The following is a 17773-nucleotide window of genomic DNA, read 5'->3' on the forward strand; positions in this document are numbered from 1 at the left end:
GTGCATGGACGACGTGTCCGATGCTAGCCGCCGCCCATGGGCACGTTCGGTCAGCGGGTACACCCGCGCGACCGGCACCGTCAGTACGCGCCGTACCCGCCGACGACCGCCCGCATCGTCTTCCAGAGGATCACCATGTCCAGCGCGAGCGACCAGTCCTCGACGTAGCGCAGATCCAGCCGGACGCTTTCCGCCCACGTAAGGTCGCTGCGCCCGCTGACCTGCCACAGCCCGGTGAGTCCGGGCTTGACCAGCAACCGCCTGCGCACGTCCGGTGCGTATCCCGCGGTTTCCTCCGGAAGTGGCGGGCGCGGACCGACCAGCGACATCCGGCCGGACAGGACGTTGAACAACTGTGGCAGCTCGTCGAGTGAGTAGCGGCGCAGGAGCACACCGATCCTGGTCACCCTGGGATCCTTGCGCAGCTTGAACAACGGCCCCGATGCCTCGTTGTTCTCCATCAGGCCGTGCCGGACCCGGTCGGCGTCGACGATCATCGTGCGGAACTTGTACATCGTGAACTCGCGCCCGCCCCTGCCAACCCGCTGCTGCCGGTAGATCACCGGCCCCCGCTCGGAAAGGGCGATCCCGGCCGCGATCAGGAGTAACAGCGGCGTGCACAGGGTAAGCAGGACCAGCGCGCCCAGCCGGTCCACCAGTTCCTTGATCAACCTTTTGCCGCCGGTGAACTGCGGCGCCGAGACTCGCAGCAGTGGCATGCCGAGTACCCCGGAGACGTTGAGCCGCGGGCCCGCGACCTCCATCAGCACCGGCGCCACCACCATCTCGGCCGAGGTGCCTTCCAGATCCCAAGCCAGTTGCTGCAGCCTGCGCGGAGTCCAGTACGGGTCAGCGGTGATCGCCACCACGCGGTATCCGCCGCGGCGGATGTGCGCCGCGAGGTCGTTCAGCTCCCCGACGACAGGAACACCGGCGATCTCCCCCGGACTGCGGGACCCGTTCGCACCGGCGGCCTGTTCATTCGCGATCGACGTTCCGGGGGTGCACACCGCCGCCACCCGCCAGCCCACATGGGACTCGGTCCGGGTGCGCTCGATCAGTTCGCGAAGGGTGTCCGGGGCACCTGCCGCCATCACCGGCAACAGGCACTCACCACGACGGCGCGCCCCGTGCAGGAGCCTGCGCAGGACATAGCGCAGCGGGAAAGCGACGACCGCGATCACGGGCACGACGACGAAGACCCACGGCTGCACGGCGAGCGACCCGGAGATGAGCCCCACGAGCGCGATGAGGACGGCGGCGAGAAACAGTCCCCTGCCGAGTCTGCTGAACTCCTCGGAACCCGCGCCGAGTACCCGCAGACTCCAGGCCCTGTTCGCAGGCAGCGCGGAGAGCACGGCAACGGCCGTGCCGAACGCGATCATCTGGTGGATCGCCACCGGCCCGCCGAGTTCGTCGATCGCGACGACCGCCAGCGCGACCACCAGCAGGGTCACCAGTACGTCACAGGCGATCACGCAGGCGAGATAGCGGCGTTCCCACTCCATGAGTGGTGCGTTGTTGTCGCCCACGAGATCCGGGACGAGCCGAAAACGGGCTCGCGGCGAGAGCACATCGGATCGCCGCGTCCGGGACGACTGCCGGAGACCACTCCCCCGCATGTCACCGTTCGCGGCGAAGAGCGACTGTGCCGACTCGTCCATGGAGGATCCTCCCGCTCATCGGTCGCGATTCCAGAGCCGCACCCCTAGTTACGGACTGTGTTCTCGCTTGATTACGGTGTGTATCCAACCCAGTGCTAGCCGTTCGAGTGACACACGCCGTGGTATCGGTCACTCAAGAACCCGCGTTACAGCGTCAACTGCATATTTCCCCTCACCACTACGGAGGAAGGGGCACCACGTAGATAACAAGATGGTGACAACGGGTGATAACGAAACTCGGCAACCCACTACGGAAGGTAGTTGGTTGCCGGATGGCGGTCATGCCCGGTTCGCGGCCCGTTCCGACAAGCTGGCGAACAGCGCGGGGACGGAGCAGGCCGGCGCTGGTCAGTTCCTAAGTGGACGAACTGGCGCGCCGTCGTGATCAGCGGCACATCGGGTAACGAATCCGGTCGCCCGTGGGTTGAGACTGGGAGCGGACAACAGAAAAAGGCCCGGCTGTGCCGGGCCTCTCCGCGAACAACTGCACTTGTGGGTGGGCGATACTGGGATCGAACCAGTGACCCCTTCGGTGTGAACGAAGTGCTCTCCCGCTGAGCTAATCGCCCCTTGCTGGTGCGAAAGAGACTCTACCGGACGACCTTCGGCGGCCTGCAAACGGGTGGTTCATTGCCCGGACACGGTCCGCACATCACTGAGCACGCTGCGAACAACCGCGTGCTAGTCGGGGCCCTTGACGGCGCAGAACGCGGCGTTCGGCCCCCGGAGGGACCTAGCTCACGTCCGGCATTCGCGGGACGGCGCTATCGCCACAGCGTCAAACCGAGCAGTATGTACGCGTGGACGATCACCACTGATCGCGCGCGAGGCCGGTGCGGCCGAGAGCGGCGGTGACACGAAAAGGGTGCCCGGGATGACCCCGTACGGGTGATCTCGGGCAAAACGGCGAGCGAGTCGGCCCCCCTGAACGTCTCACCACCGGAACTCGGTCAGACTGGCCGGGAAGGGAGCAGAAGGGTAGGACGATGCGAAACGATCACGTGACGCTCCGCTCGACGGCGGTCTTCGACCTGCTGGCGCCGCGGACGCCCGCGGTGCCGGTGAAGGTGGAACTGCGCTACGACACCCGCGACCCCTACGCGGTGGTCGCCGCGTTCCGTACCGGCCGCGCAGGATGGGTGGAGTGGGTGTACGCACGTGACCTGCTCGCCGACGGCCTGCTGGCCGACGCGGGCGACGGCGACGTGCGGATCCGCCCCTCGGTCGAGGACCCCGAATCCGTGCTCATCGAACTCAACTCCCCGTCGGGGCACGCGATGTTCGAGGCATCGGCGCAGGAACTGGCCGACTTCCTCGACCGCACCTATGACGTGGTGCTGCCGGGCAATGAGCACCTCTGGGTCGACGTCGACGACGCGCTGACCCATCTCATTCCGAATGATCGGACCTGATCAACCATGGTGCGGCCCATTGGCGGGACCCCCCTGTCAGGACCGTGTTCTGGGTCCGATACAGTTCTTTTCAACACCACGGCGACGGGTCAGCGGACACGGAGCCATGGAATGCGGACGTAGCGCAGCTGGTAGCGCATCACCTTGCCAAGGTGAGGGTCGCGGGTTCGAGTCCCGTCGTCCGCTCGACTGCGGCGGCACCCCGCAGTGGGATCATGGTCGGAGGGAAACCCCCGAGGGCTGGATTCCCTGGAACACGGCGGAGTGGCCGAGTGGTTCAGGCAAGGGCCTGCAAAGCCCTGTACGCGGGTTCGATTCCCGCCTCCGCCTCGCGCGATTAGCTCAGCGGGAGAGCACTACCTTGACACGGTAGGGGTCACTGGTTCAATCCCAGTATCGCGCACCATTCTTTCTTGGCAGAACCCTGCTCCTCATCATGGGGAGCAGGGTTCTTTCTGTTCGATCTGATCGCATCGGGACTTCGAACCGTATCCGCCGCACCTCCGGCGACCCGAATACCGCGAGCGCCCCACCGCTTGACAGCGTGGGCGCGCCTCCCGCATTCTTACTCTCGAGTAGCTGTTACCGACGGTAACAGGCAATGGAGCGAATCGGGTGCACTCAGCGCGGAGGAGCAGGATGACCACAGCGTCCAAGACCAGAGCGTTCAAGGTCGTGATCGTGGGTACTGGATTCGCCGGGCTGGGACAGGCGATCCAGCTCGAGAAGGCCGGTATCCGGGATTACGTCATCCTGGAGAAGGCCGATGAGGTGGGTGGCACCTGGCGCGACAACTCCTACCCCGGCTGCGCGTGTGACATTCAGTCGCATATGTACTCGTTCTCCTATGAGCAGAACCCGCACTGGTCCCGGTCTTTCTCCGCCCAGCCGGAGATCTTCGACTACCTCAAGGGCGTCGCGGACAAGTACCGGCTGCGGGAGAGGATCCGCTTCGGCGTGGAGATCACCGGCGCCCGGTGGGACCCAGACGAGTCGCGCTGGTCGATCAGCACCGCGGGCGGCGAGGAATACAGTGGCCGGTTCCTCGTCTCCGGGGTCGGCGGCCTGCACATCCCACAGGTCCCGCACCTGCCCGGCATCGAGAACTTCCGTGGCCAGACCTGGCACTCGGCACAGTGGAACCACGAGTACGACCTGACCGGCAAGCGAGTCGCCGTCGTGGGCACGGGGGCCAGTGCCATCCAGTTCGTCCCCCGGATCGCCCCACAGGTCGAACAGCTGCACCTGTTCCAGCGAACTCCACCGTGGATCATGCCGAAGCCCGATCATGCGATGCCCGGCTGGGCGAAGACGTTGTTCGCCAGGGTGCCTGCGATCCAGCGCGGATACCGCAACCTCCTGTACTGGTTCCTCGAGTCGCGGGCGATCGGCTTCAACGGCCATCCAGGACTGATGAAGGCGGGCGAAGTCATCGCCCGGCGGCATATCGCCAAGCAAGTCAAGGACCCGGCACTACGCGACACCGTGACCCCGGACTACACCATGGGTTGCAAGCGGGTGCTGATCTCCAACGACTACTACCCGGCGCTCAACCGGGACAACGTCGAGGTGCGTACCGAAGGCATCGCCGAGGTGCGAGATAATTCCATTGTGGACAACTCGGGTACCGAGCACGAGGTGGATGCCATCATCTACGGCACCGGCTTCCGCGTCACCGACGCACTGGAGTACCTGGACATCATCGGGACCGACGGCCGGAACCTGGCCAAGGAATGGGCCACCGACGGGATGCAGACCCACCTCGGCATCACCGTTTCGGGCTATCCGAACCTGTTCTTCCTGCTCGGGCCGAACACCGCGCTCGGACACAACTCCGTGGTGTTCATGATCGAGGCCCAGTCCCGCTACGTCGTGGAGGCGATCGAACTCGCCGACCGCCACCGGGCCACGGCGCTGGACGTACGCCCGCGGGTACAGCACCGCTTCCAGCGCGGGATCCAGGACCGCCTGGTGAAGGGGGTCTGGACACAGGGCGGCTGCACGAGTTGGTACCTCGACGCGAAGGGTGTGAACCGAACGATCTGGCCGGGCTTCACCTGGCGTTACTGGCTGCAGACCCGCACGGTGAACCCGGGCGACTACGAACTCACCGGGCAGGTCCAGCGGCAATCGAGGGAGCCGGTCGGATGAGTGCGCGGGGCAGCACCGGCGAGCAGCTCGTCCTGCGGGCGCGCGAGGTCAGGTTCGACTGGTCGGCGCTACCGATGCACTGGATTCCCGGTGAGCCGCAGGCCACGCACACGGTGAACGCCCTGCAACTGCTGCTGCCCGAGGGCGAGCGCTGGTTCGTCCAGGTTTTCAAGCAGGCCCTGCCACTGATCAGGGACGACCGATTGCGCGAGGACGTGCTCGGCTTCATCGGCCAGGAGGCAGTGCACGCGGAGGCACACGCGGGCGTGCTCGACCACTACAAGGCCCACGGGCTCGATCCGGGACCGTACACCCGGCAGACGGAGTGGATTTTCCGCACGCTGCTCGGCGATCGGGACCTCACCGGACGGGCCAAGGAGGAATGGCTGATCGAGCGGTTGTCCCTGATCGCCGCGATCGAGCATTACACGGCGTTTCTCGGCCAGTGGATGCTGGACGCCCGCGCATTCGATCGCGTCGGCGCGGACCCGGTCATGCTCGACCTGCTGCGCTGGCACGGCGCGGAGGAGGTCGAGCACCGCTCCGTCGCATTCGACCTTTTCCAGCATCTCGACGGCCGTTACCTGCGTCGTACCAGGGCGATGGCGGTGGTGACACCGGTGCTGCTGTGGCTGCTCGTACGCGGAACGCGGTTCCTGATGTCGAACGATCCCGTCCTCGGTGGACGGACTACCGCCAACTGGCGGACCGCGTTCGCGGCAGGCAGGCGCGGCGTACTCCCCACACCGCGTGGAGCGATCGGGGAGATCCGCCCCTACTTCGCCAGGAACTACCACCCCAGCCAGACCGGTTCCACCGAACAGGCGGTGGCCTACCTCGCGACCTCGCCTGCCGCGCGGGCGGCCGAAGATCCACGATGATCGGACGCCGCATACCGCTGCCACCGGATCTGCGCGGCCGGGGCAGAGGGGACCGCGCACTCGCGCCCCTGCCGCTGGTCGTGCGAGTTTACGAGCAACTCTCCAGGATCAGCGGGCGGCGCAGACCACCGATCACCGCTGTGGACAGGGACCTGCGGCTGCTGGTCACCCACGTCGCCGCGGAGGCCGAGGACGTGGTCAGCCTGCGGCTGGCGAGGCCGGACGCGTCGGCGTTGCCGTTGTGGCGGCCCGGCGCCCATATCGACGTCGCGCTGCCCTCGGGCAGGGTGCGGCAGTACTCGCTGTGCGGTGACACTGGCGAGCGCGGCGTCTACCGAATCGCCGTACGGCGGATCGAGGGCGGGGACGGTGGCTCCCGTGAGGTGCACGAGGCACTGCGACCGGGCGATGCGGTGACGGTACGGGGCCCGCGCAACGCCTTCCCCTTCGTACCGGCACGGTCCTACCTGTTCGTCGCCGGCGGGATCGGTATCACCCCGATTCTGCCCATGGTGCGCGCGGCGCAGGCCGCCGGTGCGGACTGGCGGCTCGTCTACACCGGCCGCTCCCCCGGCTCCATGCCGTTCAGCGCCGAACTCGCCGAGTTCGGTGACCGGGTGTGGCTGCGGCCGGACACCGAGTACGGCGTGCCCGCTTCGGGAGCCGAACTGCTGGAGCACGCACCCTCGGATGCCGCGGTGTACTGCTGCGGGCCGCCAGCCATGATCGCCGGTGTCCGGATGGATCTCGCGCGGGGCGCCGCGCGGCCCGTGCACTTCGAACGGTTCTCCGCCGCGCCGGTTGTCGGTGGAAAGCCGTTCCGGCTGCGCCTTGCCCGCTCCGGTCGCGAACTGGCCGTACCCGCCGAACGCACCGCCCTGGAGGTCGTGCGGGAGGTGTTGCCCGGCATCGCCTACTCCTGCAGGCAGGGTTTCTGCCGGACCTGTGTGGTACGCGTGCTCGACGGGGAGGTCGAGCACCGCGACAGGGCGCTCACCGACACCGAACGCGCGGACAGCATGCTGATCTGCGTGTCCAGGGCCAGCGGCGGCAGCCTCACGCTCGACCTCTGACGGGGTCGGCACGGCGGGCCGTCCTGGCGTGGGCTTTTCTCGAACCAACATCGGGGCAACTCGTGCATAACCCGTCCGGGCGGGCGTGTCACGCTGGTAACAAGTGCCTGGTGATGGTGGAAGATGTCCTGGTGCACCCGCCCCAGACAGCACCAGCCTCAGCAGCTCCGACCCCCGACCATGTCGACAGCCTCGCCGCGGTGCTCGACCTCGTCCGCTCTGGGACCGCTACGACGCGCCCGGAGATCGGCCGGAAATCGGGTCTCGGCCGCACGGTCGTGACCCAGCGGGTCAACCAGCTCACCGAGTGCGGCCTGCTCGAGGAAGGGCCGCTGGGCCCGTCCAGCGGCGGCAGGGCGCCACGCGAGCTGCGCTTCCGCGCACACGCAGGGGTGGTCCTCGCCGCCGAACTGGGCGCGACCAGCGTGACCGTCGGTGTGGCCGACCTCGCCGGGCAGATTCTCACCCAGCTCGAGGAACCGACCGACATCGCGCTGGGGCCGGATGAGGTACTCGGTCACGTGGAGGAGCTGTTCGACCGGCTGCTGTCGCAGGTCACCGCGAGCACGGGCGGTACCGCGGCGTCGACCTGGGGTATCGGCATCGGACTACCGGGGCCCGTCGAGTTCGCCACCGGCCGGCCCAGTGCACCACCGATCATGCCGGGCTGGGACGGCTACCCGGTCCGGGATCGCCTCGCCCGCCGGTTCAAAGCGCCGGTTTGGGTGGACAACGAGGTGAACACGATGGCCCTCGGCGAGCTTCGGGCGGGTTCGGCCAAGGGGCAGCGCGACATCCTCTACGTCAAGATCGGCACCGGAATCGGGGCGGGGCTCGTTTCCGGTGGCCAGTTGCATCGCGGCAGTCAGGGCTGCGCGGGCGACATCGGCCACGCAGCCGTCACCGAGGACACCAGCGTGGTCTGCCGCTGCGGCAACACCGGCTGCCTCGAGGCCTTCGCCGGGGGTGCGGCACTCGCACGGGAGGGTCTCGCGGCGGCGGAGGAAGGCCGCAGCGACTTCCTCGCCGGAGTACTCGCCGAGACCGGCACCGTCCGGGCGGCAGACGTCTCCCGTGCGGCACAGAGCGGGGACCGCACGTCCGTCGCACTGCTCACCCAGGCGGGCAGACTGGTCGGCAGCCTGCTGGCGACGCTGGTCAGCTTCTACAATCCCGCGCTGGTGATCATCGGCGGTGGCGTGGCGGGAGCGGGCGACCTGCTGCTGGCCGCCGTGCGGGAGTCGGTCTACCGCAGGTCGTTGCCGCTGGCCACACGTGAACTCCGCATCGCCCGCTCGACCCTGAGCGACCAGGCCGGCCTGGTCGGAGCTGCGTTCATGGTGATCGACGAGCTGTTCACCCCGGAACGGCTCGGGCGGTGGGTGGAGATCGGCTCCCCTGCCGGCTTTCCGGAACTCGTCGACATTCCGCTGCGCACGCCCGTCCTCTGAGGGTTGCGCACGAAAAGTCACTTCGCGAGTTCCTTCACCTAATCTGGAGCAATGCCACCACGCGAACAACCGGCGACCCGCGTCTACGGCGGCCGCACCGCCGCCGACCGCAGGGCCGAACGCAGGCAGCGCCTGCTCGACGCGGGACTCGAACTCTTCGGCACGGAGGGCTACGCGGCGACGTCCATCGAGAAGCTCTGCGCAGCGGCGGGGGTGTCGACGCGCAACTTCTACGAGGAGTTCTCGGGTCGCGAAGCCCTGTTGATGGCCCTGCACGACGACGTGATCGAGCGGGCCGTCGAAGCGGTGGGCGCCGCGTTCACCGAAGCCGGCGAAGGTGGGGTCCCGGTGCGGGTCAACCTGGCGGTACGCGCCTACCTCACCACGACCGCGGCCGATCCACGCTGGGCCCGCCTGTCCTATGTAGAGATCGTCGGAGTCAGTCCCGCGGTGGAGCAACACCGGCTCGCGTGGCGGGAACAGTGGGTCGAGCTACTCGTCGCGGAGGCGGAAGGTGCGGTCGTACGCGGAGAGGCCGCGCCCCGTGACTTCCGCCTGGGGGCGGTCGCCCTGATCGGCGCCGTGAACGAGCTGGTCTATCACTGGTCCCGGGGCGGGCACCGGATACCGATGGACGATGTGGTCGCCGCGGTGGTGCGGCTGGCGACCGCGGTGATCACCGCCCCCTGATCGAGCGTCCCGTCACTGGCGTGGCAGCTCCGGCAACCGGGTCTCGTCCAGCCAGGCGGTGAAGAAGCCGGTCAGCGGCTCCCCTGCCGCCTGCTCGGCGAGTGCGGTGAACTGTCGCGTGGTGACCGTGCTGTGCCGGTACCGGGAGGTCCAGTCCCGCAGCAGCGCGAAGAACGCCTCGTCGCCCAGCCTGCCCCGAAGGGCGTGCAGGGTCAGCGCACCGCGCTTGTACACCCGTTCGTCGAACATCTTGTCCACCCCTGGGTCGGCGATGCGCAGGTCGGCGGGTCCCCGCGCGAGCGTGGAATGCCAGTGGCGCGCGTGCGCCTGAGCGGATTCACCCCCCGACTCCTCCGACCACAACCACTCGGCGTACGTCGCGAAACCCTCGTTGAGCCAGATGTGGCGCCAGTCCGCGACGGTCAGGCTGTTGCCGAACCACTGGTGGGCGAGCTCGTGCACGGCAAGACGCTCGTGCGTGCGCCGCCCGTCCACGTGATTCGCGCCGAAAACGGACATTCCCTGCGCCTCGATCGGATCGTCCAGTTCGTCGTCGGTCACCACGACCACGTACTCGTCGAACGGGTAAGGACCGAAGAACCGCCGCAACGTCCGCATCACGGCGGCCTGCCTGCCGAAATCGGTACTGAACGGTCGCCGCAGGCGCCCCGGTACCGCGGCGCGCTGGGGAACCTCTCCCCCGTCGAGCTCCACGTCGTCGTACTGTCCGATCTGGACACTCATCAGATAGGTGGAGGTCGGCTCGGCGCGTTCGTAGACCCACGTCGTCGTGCTGGCCGCGCGGCTGCGTGAGCGCGGTGTCCCGGTCACGAGGACCGTGTACGGCGAGGAGGTCGTGACCGTGACCCGGTAGGCCGCCTTGTCCGCGGGGTGGTCGTTGCACGGGAACCAGGACGGTGCCCCCACGGGCTGGCTGGCGACCAGCGACCCATCGGTCAGTTCGTCCCAGCCGATGTCGTCCCACCGTCCGCCGACCGGCCGGGGGTTGCCCACGTAGCGAACATCCACGACGAACTCGGCACCGGCCGGAATGGAGCGTGCGGGAGTGATTCGCAGCTTGAGGCCGGCCCTGCCGAACTTCGCGGGCCTGCCGTCGACCAGTACCTTGCGCACGGCGAAGCCGGACAGGTCGAGACTCAGGCGGGACAGCGTCTGAGTCGCGACCGCGGTGATCCTGGCCCTGCCGGAGAGGCGGTTCGGCCCGACCCGGTAGTCCAGTTCGAGGTCGTAGTGGTGAACCCGGTAACCGCCGTTGCCGTGCTCCGGCAGGTAGGAGTCGCCCGAGGTTTCCGCGCCCGGCCCGGGCCGATCGTTCTTCGCCGTGCTCACGCGCGGCGACCTCCTGCCTCCGGCCACGCCGAAATCGCGTTACCGAGCCAACGCGAGTCCGCTGGAACCGCGTCACCCCTCGTCACCAAAGAGCCCGGTCCGACCGTCGTCCGCGCGCCGATACTCGCGCCGGGCAGCACGATCCCGTGCGGTCCGAGCGTCGCCCCTTCGTCCAGCGTCACCCGGTCCATACTCATGATTCGGTCGTGGAACAGGTGTGTCTGCACCACGCAGCCCCGGTTGACGGTCGCACCGGCACCCAGTCGCACGAGGTCCGATTCCGGCAGCCAGTAGGTCTCGAGCCACACCCCGCGCCCGATACGCGCGCCCATGGTGCGCAACCAGGCGGGCAGAAGCGGCGTCCCGCCGACGGAGCCGACCAGCCAGGGCACGGCGAGCACCTCGACGAACGTGTCGGCGAGCTCGCCCCGCCAGACGAACGAGCTCCACAGTGGATGCTCGATCGGGCGGAACCGGCCGACCAGCAGCCACTTCGCCGCCGTTGTCACCGCACAGGCCAGCACCCCGGCCGCGAGCAGCACGACCCCCGAGGCCAGCGCGGCCACACCCATACCGAACTCCAGGCGCAGCGCCTGCAACGCGGCGGCCGTCAGGACGGCCAGCGCGATCGCGCAGCAGACGGGAACGAACCGGCACAACTCGACCGCGGCCCTGGCCAGCCTGAGCCGCCTTGGCGGCCGGAAGGTACGGCCCGCGTCGGCAGCCTCGACCGACCTGCGCAGCGGCATCGGTGGCATACCCAGGTACGAGGAACCCTTCTTCGCCTTCACCGGCGTCGAGGACAGCACCCCGACGAGTCCGCGTTTGGGCACGGAGCGCCCTGGTGCGGTCATACCCGAGTTGCCGAGGAACGCGCGTTTGCCGATCCGGGCGGGAGCGACATGCAGCCAGCCGCCACCGAGTTCGTACGTGGCGACCATGGTGTCGTCCGCGAGGAAGGCTCCGTCGTCCACAGTGGTCATGGTGGGCAGGGCGAGGAGCGTGGAGATCTCCACGTCGCGGCCGACCCGCGCGCCGAGCAGACGTAGCCACACCGGGGTGAACAGGCTGGCGTACAACGGGAAGAGCCCGACCCGGGCCATGGCCATCAGCCGTTCGGTGGCCCACACCTGCCACGCCGTCCTGCCGTGCACCGGATGGTAGCCCTCGGCCATACCAAGGCCGAGCGCGCGCACACCGGCGAGCACCAGCAGCGCGTAGCCGAGCAGGTAGCCGAGCGCCGCGAGGGGCACGACGGTCAACGCGGCCACGAGCGCGCCGCCGAGATCCGGTGTGGCGGCCACCGCGAGCGCCACCGCGGCCACCGCGGGCACAGCGGCCACGACCGGCACCAGGCCGAGCAGCAGCGAGGTACAGCCGTAGATCCACGCCCAGCGCCGCGACCTCGCCGGGCGGGCGGACGGCCAGGCCAGCGCGTTCTTGTGTTCCCGCCGGGCGGGCGCACCGGCCCAGCGCTGGCCTGCCGGAACGGCACCGAGAACCGTGGAGCCCGCGGCGATCTCGGCGCCCTTGCCGATCCTGGCTCCAGGGAAAAGCGTGCTGCGGGCACCGATCCTGGCACCCGCGCCGATCCTGATCTTGCCGATGTGCACGACGTCGCCGTCGACCCAGTGGCCGGACAGGTCGGCCTCCGGCTCGATCGCGGCACCCCGCCCGATCTTCAGCATTCCCGTCACCGGGGGCGGCGAGTGCAGGTCCACATCCTTGCCCACCTTCGCGCCGAGCGCCCTGGCGTAGTGGGTCATCCAGGAAGCGCCGGACACCCCGCTGGCGCCACTGAGGTCGGCCACCTGCTGTGCGGCCCAGAGGCGAAGGTGCACGCGGCCACCTCGCGGGTAGCTGCCGGGGCGCAGCCCGCGCAGCAGCAGCCGGGCACCCGCTGCCGAGATCGCGATCCGGCCCGCCGGGCTGAACAGCACCGCCCACGCGGCGACGAGCGTCCACCACGGGACGGCAGGCGCCCACACCACCCCGGTGAATCCGGCGAGCACCGTGGACACGGCCGCGACCGCGGTGGTCCAGCGCAGCCCGACCAGTGTCAGCATCGGCAGCAGGAGCAGGCACTGCAGCACACCGGTACGCCGCGGTACGGGCGAGATCCCGCGCTGCGCGGTCGTCGCCGCGTCCTGCGCGTCGAGAATCCGTGCCAGCGCGGCCAGCCGGGGGTTCTGGTAGATGTCGGTGACCGAAACCTGCGGGTACCGCGTCCGGATCCGCGCGACGAGCTGCGCCGCGGTCAGACTGCCGCCGCCATGGGTGAAGAAGTCGGCCTTCCGGTCGGTCACGGTGACGCCGAGAATCTCGGCCCACCCCTCGGCCAGCCAGGCTTCGGTACGGGAAAGACGTGCGGCAGCGTCCGGTAACGCGTCCGGCAGCGGCCACGGCAGCGCGGCCCTGTCCACTTTGCCCGAAGTCCGCGTCGGCAACTCCGTGACCACGGCGATCAGCGGCACGAGTGCCGCGGGCAGCCGGTCCCGCAGGAGGGCGGTGGCCGACCGCCGATCGAACCCGGACTCGTGGCCCTCGGCGGGGGCGACGTAGCCGACCAGGATCTGGTTGCCGGCCGCCGTCGTGCGTACCGCGGCGGCCGCGCCCGCGACACCGGGCAGTGCCTGCAGGGCCGCGTCCACCTCGCCGAGTTCGATTCGTCGTCCACCGAGTTTGACCTGCTCGTCGGCCCTGCCGACGAAGACGAGCCCCGCGGGTTCGGCCCGCACGACGTCCCCGCTGCGGTAGGCGCGCCGCCAGCCGAGCGCGGGCAGCGGCGCGAACTTCTCGGCGTCCTTGACCGGATCCAGGTAACGGGCCAGCCCGGCCCCGCCGATGACCAGCTCCCCCGTGTGTCCCATGGGAACGGGCTCACCGAGTTCGTCGACGACGGCCAGCTGCCAGCCGAGCAGGGGCAGGCCGATCCGCACCGGCTCGTCGCCGGTCAGCTGTGCCGCGCAGGCCACCACCGTGGCCTCGGTGGGCCCGTAGGTGTTCCACACCTCGCGCCCCTCGACGGCCATCCGCTCGGCGAGTTCGGGCGGGCAAGCCTCACCACCGAAGATCAGCAGTCGCACGTCGTCGAGCGCGTCGACGGGCCACAACGCGGCCAGCGTCGGCACGGTGGAGACCACCGAGACTCGCTGCGCCACCAGCCAGGGACCGAGGTCGACGCCGGTACGCACCAGCGAACGGGGCGCGGGTACGAGGCAGGCGCCGTGCCGCCAGGCGAGCCACATCTCCTCGCAGGAGGCGTCGAAGGCCACGGAAAGCCCGGCGAGCACCCGGTCGCCGGGGCCGATCGGCTCATCGGCCAGGAACAGCTCTGCCTCGGCGTCGACGAAGGCGGCAGCCGCGCCGTGGCTGACGGCGACGCCCTTGGGCTTTCCGGTGGACCCGGAGGTGAAGATGATCCAGGCGTCGTCACCAGGGCCGGGCCTGTCCAGCCGGCCGCCTGCCGTTCCCGGGTACGTGGTCAGGCTGCCGCCGTCGCCGAGCACCGCGCAGACTCCGGCCTCGTCGAACACGAGGTCGGCTCGCTCCTGCGGATCGTCCGCGTCCACCGGGACGTAGGCGGCACCCGCCGCGAGTACCGCGAGAATCGCGACGTAGAGCTCGGCTGTTCCGGACGCGACGCGCACGCCCACCCGGTCACCGGTACCGATTCCGGCCTTCGCCAGTCTTGCCCTGACGGTATCGATCTGGTCGGCCAGATCGCGATAGGTGAGTACGGCGGAGCCGTCGTCGATGGCGGGTGCCCCGGGATGGCGCGCCGCGGTGTCGCCGAGGATGTCCAGCAGGGTGCGCTGGGCGGGAGCGACACCGGACCAGTAGAGCGCGCGTTCGGTGGTCGGGGTGATCGTGCTGTCCGAGGCATAATCCGGTTCGACGACCAGGGTCATCGAGTCGCCGCCTTCGTGTTCGAGCGGACAGTCTGGTAGCCCATCACTCACCCTCACGGAGTAGGTCGTAGTTACCCGGGCCGGTCCGCAGGCGATGAGGCGTCCCGTAACGGTGATCCACAATACGCCAGGTGAACGAACGGTTTCGCCCGGATCTCGAATGAGTGTCGGACCTCACCCCCAGAGATGGGGCGTCTGCAAGTACCACCAAGCAAGATCAACTCCGTCGCTAACCGCTACCAAGCCGCCCTTCACGCACCTGGCTTGGTAGCGGTTATGGACGTTGTCGATCTTGCTTGGGCGTACTTGCAGACGTACCAACGTGGTGCGGGAGGGCTGGTCCCGCAGGAGAGCGCCGGACGTCAGCGGGTCTTCTTGGGCTTCTTTTCGCGGACGCGGACGTTGATACGGACCGGGCTGCCATCGAAGCCGAAGCGCTCGCGGAACTTGCGCTCGATGAATCGACGGTAGCCCGACTCGAGGAAGCCGGTCGCGAACAGCACCAGCGTCGGTGGGCGGATACCCGCCTGCGTCGCGAAGAGGACCTTCGGCTGCTTGCCGCCGCGCACCGGGGGTGGAGTAGCGGCGATCAGATCGGCGAGCCAGCCGTTCAGCTGCCCGGTCGGCACCCGCTGGTCCCAAGACGACAGCGCGGTCCGCAGAGCGGGCGCGAGCTTGCGCACCGACCGTCCCGTCAGCGCGGAGATGTTCACCCGCTCCGCCCACGGCACACGGACCAGACCGCGCTCGAGTTCGCGCACCATCTGGTACCTGCGTTCCTCGTCCACGAGGTCCCACTTGTTGAAGGCCAGCACGCAAGCGCGTCCCGCCTCCACCACCATGGTCAACACGCGCAAGTCCTGTTCGGACAGTGGTTCGCTCGAATCGAGCAGGACGATGACCACCTCGGCCGCGTCGATGGCGGTCTTGGTCCGCAACGAGGCGTAGTACTCGGCGCCACTGGCGGTCTGCACCCGCTTGCGCAGGCCCGCGGTATCGACGAAACGCCAGGTCTCCCCATCCAGGTCGACCAGCGAGTCCACCGGGTCCACCGTGGTGCCCGCGACCTCGTCGACCACGGAGCGCTGCTCCCCGGCCAGCTTGTTCAGCAGGCTGGACTTGCCGACGTTGGGCTTGCCGACCAGCGCGACGCGGCGCGGGCCCGCGGCCCGATCGCCGTCGCGCGGCGCCTCGGGCAGTGCGGAGACGATCGCGTCGAGCAGGTCCCCGGAGCTGCGGCCGTGCAACGCGCTGACCGCATGCGGCTCCCCGAGCCCGAGCGACCACAGCGATGCCGTGTCGGCGAGCAGCCGATCGTCGTCGACCTTGTTCGCCGCCAGCAGCACGGGCCGCTTCGAGCGCCGCAGCACCCGGGCGACGGCCTCGTCCGTCGTCGTCGCTCCGACCGTGGCGTCGACGACGACCAGCACGGCGTCGGCGGTGTTCATGGCCATCTCCGCCTGTGCGGCGACCGCTCCCTGCAACCCGGTCGCGCCTGGTTCCCAGCCACCGGTGTCCACGACGGTGAACCGCCTGCCGCTCCACAACGCGTCGTAGGCCACCCGGTCCCTGGTCACCCCCGGGACGTCCTGGACGACCGCTTCCCTGCGCCCCAGGATGCGATTGACCAGTGTGGACTTACCGACGTTCGGCCTGCCGACGACGGCGAGCACCGGCTGCGCCAGCTGGGTCTCCTCGGCGTCGGTGTCCGCGTCGATCTGCTTGTCGAGTTCGGTGAACTCGGACTCGTCGGACCACGAGCCATCAACCTCGGTCATGCTTTCTCTTTCCCATCGCGCGCGATTCACGCTCGCGCTCGTCGTCAAGCGTGTGCACGAGGCAGGCCAGTTCCGTGCGCAACCGCTCGGTGGCCTCCTCGAGGCCTGCCCTTCCGCGTCCCACCCGCACGGTGAACGGCTCTCCCACCAGCAGGTCCACCACCGGACGGAACCGGCGTCGCGTCCCCTCCGGGCGCAGTGTGCCCCGTGTCGCCACCGGCAACACGACCGCCCCCGACGTGCGTACCAGCCAGGCGGCGCCGCGTTCGGCGCTGGCCACGTCACCCGCGCCGCGGCTGCCCTCGGGAAACACCCCGACGACACCGCCACCGCGCAGTACCGCGACCGCGGTCAGCAGTGGCGCGCGGTCCGCGACACCGCGCCGGATCGGCACCTGGCCGATCCGGTGCAGGAACCAGCCGAGGCCACCACGAAAAAGTTCCTCCTTGACCAGGAACACTGAACGGCGCGGCAACATTCCAAAGATCAGCTGCGGTTCGATCATCGTGCTGTGATTCGCGATCAGCACAAGCGGCCCGCTTCGCGGCACCCGCTCCAGGCCCCGCGCGCGCAGGCGGAAGGCCGGCCGGACCACATGACGCGCGATCCGCCTGCCCAGGTCGTGCAGCCGGCGCGAGGAGCCCTCCGGCAACTCGGCGACGACGCCGGCGGGCACGGGTGCCGGGTCGATCGTCACGAGGTGCTCTCCGCGGCACCTCGCAGCAGGCCACGCCTGCTGGCCAACTCGCTCAGCGCCACGATCACCTGATCGATACTCAGCTCGGAGGTGTCCACCTCCACGGCGTCCCCCGCCGCGCGCAGCGGTGACGCCGCACGGGTGGAGTCGAGGCGGTCCCGGCGATCCACCGAGGCGCGGGCCGCGGCCACGGTGACCTCCCGGCCCGCCGCGGAGTCCTGCGCACTGCGCCGGGCGGCACGGATCTCCGCGGAGGCGGTCAGGTAGACCTTGAGTTCGGCGTCCGGAACCACGACCGTGCCGATGTCCCTGCCCTCCACCACGATGCCGCCGACCTCGGCGACGACGTCGGCGATGATCCGGCGCTGCTCGGCGACGAGCAGTTCACGCACTCGCGGCACCGAGGACACTGCCGACACCGCGCCGGTGACGTCGGCGAGACGGATGCCGGTGCCGACGTCCTCCCCGTCGAGCAGCGCGGACGGCCGCTCCGGGGAAGTTCCCACACCCAGCCGGGCGGTGTCCGCCACCGCGGCGACCGCGGCCGGGTCGGCAGGATCCACTCCGGCCCGAAGCACGGCGAGGGTGACGATCCGGTACATGGACCCGGTGTCCAGATAGCCTGAGTTCAGGCGCGTGGCGAGGGTGCGTGCCACCGTGGTCTTTCCGGTTCCCGAAGGCCCGTCCAGTGCGACCACTCCGCGTAGGGCTCCCG

12 protein-coding genes and 4 tRNA genes are annotated in these 17773 nt (G+C 69.3%); 9 read left to right on the forward strand and 7 right to left on the reverse strand.

From position 1 onward, the window contains the following. Positions 1 to 80: 80 nt before the first annotated feature. Both D0C15_RS22380 and D0C15_RS22385 read right to left on the reverse strand, forming a co-directional pair. Positions 81 to 1664, reverse strand: a complete 1584-nt coding sequence (locus tag D0C15_RS22380) for a sugar transferase (RefSeq protein WP_245976123.1) — start codon at positions 1662 to 1664, stop codon at positions 81 to 83. Between the two features lie 497 nt (positions 1665 to 2161). Further along, positions 2162 to 2233, reverse strand: a tRNA-Val gene (locus tag D0C15_RS22385). 417 nt (positions 2234 to 2650) lie between these two features. On the opposite strand from D0C15_RS22385, the gene D0C15_RS22390 reads away from it, so the two are divergent. From D0C15_RS22390 to D0C15_RS22430, 9 genes are all read left to right on the forward strand, one after another. Beyond that, a complete protein-coding gene (locus D0C15_RS22390; protein WP_091673111.1) occupies positions 2651 to 3076 on the forward strand; it encodes an SsgA family sporulation/cell division regulator in 426 nt (141 codons plus the stop codon). A gap of 113 nt (positions 3077 to 3189) precedes the next feature. Further along, positions 3190 to 3262: transfer RNA gene (locus tag D0C15_RS22395), tRNA-Gly, on the forward strand. 72 nt (positions 3263 to 3334) lie between these two features. Beyond that, positions 3335 to 3406, forward strand: a tRNA-Cys gene (locus D0C15_RS22400). 1 nt (position 3407) lies between these two features. Next, positions 3408 to 3482: transfer RNA gene (locus D0C15_RS22405), tRNA-Val, on the forward strand. A gap of 233 nt (positions 3483 to 3715) precedes the next feature. After that, positions 3716 to 5227 carry a flavin-containing monooxygenase gene (locus tag D0C15_RS22410; protein ID WP_116048881.1) on the forward strand — a complete coding sequence of 504 codons (1512 nt, stop codon included), beginning with the start codon at positions 3716 to 3718 and terminating at the stop codon, positions 5225 to 5227. Continuing rightward, positions 5224 to 6108 (forward strand): metal-dependent hydrolase, encoded by an 885-nt coding sequence (locus D0C15_RS22415; protein ID WP_116048883.1) that lies wholly within the window; start codon positions 5224 to 5226, stop codon positions 6106 to 6108. Before D0C15_RS22410 ends, D0C15_RS22415 begins: the two co-directional genes overlap by 4 nt. Continuing rightward, positions 6105 to 7181, forward strand: coding sequence for a PDR/VanB family oxidoreductase (locus D0C15_RS22420; protein WP_116048886.1), 1077 nt, complete (start codon positions 6105 to 6107; stop codon positions 7179 to 7181). The genes D0C15_RS22415 and D0C15_RS22420 overlap by 4 nt, the downstream gene beginning before the upstream one ends. A gap of 113 nt (positions 7182 to 7294) precedes the next feature. Further along, the gene (locus D0C15_RS22425; protein ID WP_116048889.1) at positions 7295 to 8632 is read left to right on the forward strand and encodes an ROK family protein; all 1338 of its coding nucleotides are present in this window, start codon (positions 7295 to 7297) and stop codon (positions 8630 to 8632) included. Between the two features lie 51 nt (positions 8633 to 8683). Further along, on the forward strand, positions 8684 to 9322 hold the full coding sequence (locus D0C15_RS22430; protein ID WP_116048892.1) for a TetR/AcrR family transcriptional regulator: 639 nt from the start codon (positions 8684 to 8686) through the stop codon (positions 9320 to 9322). A gap of 12 nt (positions 9323 to 9334) precedes the next feature. Here the strand turns inward: D0C15_RS22430 and D0C15_RS22435 are convergent, their stop codons facing one another. The 5 genes from D0C15_RS22435 to cmk form a co-directional block, all read right to left on the reverse strand. Then, entirely contained in the window at positions 9335 to 10672 is a 1338-nt protein-coding gene (locus D0C15_RS22435) for a M1 family metallopeptidase (RefSeq protein ID WP_116048894.1), read from the reverse strand. Beyond that, complete coding sequence (locus D0C15_RS22440; protein ID WP_116048897.1) at positions 10669 to 14583, reverse strand: Pls/PosA family non-ribosomal peptide synthetase; 3915 nt, start codon at positions 14581 to 14583, stop codon at positions 10669 to 10671. Before D0C15_RS22440 ends, D0C15_RS22435 begins: the two co-directional genes overlap by 4 nt. A 362-nt stretch (positions 14584 to 14945) precedes the next feature. Continuing rightward, positions 14946 to 16361, reverse strand: coding sequence for a ribosome biogenesis GTPase Der (gene der / locus D0C15_RS22445; protein WP_116048899.1), 1416 nt, complete (start codon positions 16359 to 16361; stop codon positions 14946 to 14948). After that, the gene (locus D0C15_RS22450; RefSeq protein WP_425455412.1) at positions 16348 to 17052 is read right to left on the reverse strand and encodes a lysophospholipid acyltransferase family protein; all 705 of its coding nucleotides are present in this window, start codon (positions 17050 to 17052) and stop codon (positions 16348 to 16350) included. The genes der and D0C15_RS22450 overlap by 14 nt, the downstream gene beginning before the upstream one ends. Positions 17053 to 17054: 2 nt before the next feature. Continuing rightward, the gene (cmk, locus tag D0C15_RS22455) at positions 17055 to 17756 is read right to left on the reverse strand and encodes a (d)CMP kinase (protein ID WP_116048901.1); all 702 of its coding nucleotides are present in this window, start codon (positions 17754 to 17756) and stop codon (positions 17055 to 17057) included. Positions 17757 to 17773 lie beyond the last annotated feature (17 nt).

This window comes from Amycolatopsis palatopharyngis (assembly GCF_003385185.1).
Taxonomy (GTDB): Bacteria; Actinomycetota; Actinomycetes; order Mycobacteriales; family Pseudonocardiaceae; genus Amycolatopsis; species Amycolatopsis palatopharyngis.